A 2,347-nucleotide genomic window follows, 5' to 3' on the forward strand; every position below is an offset into this window, starting at 1 on the left:
CTTCCACCGAGACTAAGGTCCCTTTCTTCTTTAAAGCCAAAATCTGCAAGTGGTAAACTGTCCACAAACAGATCGATTGATCTCACTTGGTTGTCCTGTCCGACATGGTCGTCCAAACAAAACATCGTTATTTGATTCCTGTTGTTGCCCGTGATGTATTTCATAGTGTAAATATACTGATATTCAGTATATTAAACTACAAAAAGCTGCTAATTATTAATCTATTGGATAATAAGTTTATGGATGGGTTTTTAGACAGTCTGACGGGCCGCGGCCTTGCGAGGGAGCGGATTTTAGCATAAGACTTCCAAGCGAAGACGGAACTTTAAATATAACGAAAATCTTTGAACGGAAACAATAACCCGCTCTCTTGCAAAACCGATGTTATCGGCTTTACTTCATTAATTCAATAGTTCGTTCAATATTTATTTCTTGTAAGAACGTTTTATCGTGGGAAATTACAATTAAAGTTCCTTCATATTCATTGATTGCATTGGTTAAAATTTCGATGTTTTGAAGGTCTAAATTATTGGTAGGTTCATCTAAGATAATAATGTCGGGAGATTGATTAGCAATGTTTAAACAACACAACATTAACCGCATTCTTTCTCCGCCACTCAATATATGACAAGGCTTATCCCAATCATCTTTTGAAAATAAAAAACGGTCTAATCTGATTTTTACTTCGTGTTCCTGAAGGCCGGTTTGATTAAATTCTTGAGCTTGTTCATAAATCTGTAAATGATTATTGATTAAAGAATAATCTTGGTCAATATAAACAGAATGACTTTCAGCAATAAATATTTTTCCTTCCGTTGGTTTAAGTTTTCCGAGTATTATTTGGATAAGTGTGGTTTTTCCTGATCCATTTTTTCCGTTGATAGCAATTCGTTCACCGCTGACAATTTGAATGTTTAGAGGTTTCTCCCATAATAAACCCCCTGTTCTATATGCGAAATTGATATTTTCTGCTATAAACAGATTTTTACCTTTATGAAGATTGGAAGAATCAAATTCAAATTTCATTTGTTCTATATCAGAAACGGAAAGCCTCAAATCTTGAAGTTCTTCTTTTATACCATTAATTTTATCTGAATGAACTCCGGCAATTTTTGCTGAGCTTCTTTCAGCATTATTCTTCCAAGCATCTGATACTATCTTGGGAAGTCCAGCTTTTCCTAAATTCTTTTTTGCTCGAACATCTAATTTTTGTTGTCGTTCAATTGTTTTTCGCTCCTTTTCTTTCGCCTTTCTAAGTGCTTTTTCTTTGCTCTGAATATCTTGACTTAAGGCGTTTTGTTCAATTTCTTTTTGCTCTTTATAAAATTCATAGTTTCCGCCATAAACTTTAATTTCATTTCTGTTGAGCTCACAAATAGGATTTAATAACTGAAGTAACTCTCGGTCGTGGCTAACGATTATAAAAGTTGCTCTTGAGGTTTGAATAAAATCGTATAGTAAGTCTCTACTGGATTTGTCAAGATGATTACTGGGTTCATCTAATAAAACAAATGATGGTTGATGAATAAATATACCTGCGAGAAAGACTTTTGTTTTTTGTCCTCCACTTAATTCGCTTAATTTTTGAGATAGTGATAAATCAGAAATATCCCAATAGCTTAGGGCTTCTTGACATTTTTCTTCTATCGTCCAATCGTCATTTAAAAGGCTATAATTCTTTTCATCTACACTTCCGTTTAAAATTTCGTGTAAAGCATTGAGTTTGGTTTCAACTTGTAAGGCTTGGGCAATTGTCAAATCATTAAACTGACCGAAAATTTGAGGAATATAATAGGGTTTGGTTTCGGAGGAAATTTGTCCGTCATCAGGTTCTAATTCCTTGGCTATAAGTTTGAGTAAAGTAGATTTTCCAACACCATTATTGCCAATTAATGCAATTTTATCGGAATGGTTTACTGTCATACTTAAATTAGTAAACAGCGTATTTTTATTGGGATGTGAATAGGATAAATTTTGAATCGTAAGCATAATTAATTTCTTTTTGAGTTTAACAAAAGTGGGAGCCCAATTTTTTGAGCTGATTGTTAGATTGTCTAAGAAATTAATTTTTACATTTTCTGCTTACTTTTTATTTATGTTGCAAATATAATATTTTTTCTGAACTACTTTATTTCGTATTGCCGATAACGTTTTGCAGCTACCCGAAGGTGGCGATTTCGAAGCACTTCACTGTCAGCCAAGCACAAACTTTGATAGAAGCACAAAGCTTGATTGAACCACTGAACCGCCACTTTTGGGTAGGTGCTGTTAGCTGATGTTTTTTTCATTTCTAATTAGTTCTTCCAAGTTATTGAATCTGTATCTTTCATTTGTCCCAACTCCAAAT

Annotated in this window: 1 protein-coding gene; it reads right to left on the reverse strand. The window is 33.7% G+C overall.

What is annotated here, in order from left to right:
• Positions 1–393: 393 nt before the first annotated feature.
• Positions 394–1,989, reverse strand: a complete 1,596-nt coding sequence (abc-f, locus tag VNJ50_RS11645) for a ribosomal protection-like ABC-F family protein (RefSeq protein WP_006745470.1) — start codon at positions 1,987–1,989, stop codon at positions 394–396.
• Positions 1,990–2,347: the final 358 nt, after the last annotated feature.

It is taken from the genome of Gelidibacter sp. (assembly GCF_035577925.1).
In the GTDB taxonomy this organism is placed as follows: Bacteria; Bacteroidota; Bacteroidia; order Flavobacteriales; family Flavobacteriaceae; genus Gelidibacter.

Excerpts from the sequence above, each read along its gene's own strand:
- abc-f (WP_006745470.1), bottom strand. The coding sequence starts at position 1,989 with ATGCTTACGATTCAAAATTTATCCTATTCACATCCCAATAAAAATACG.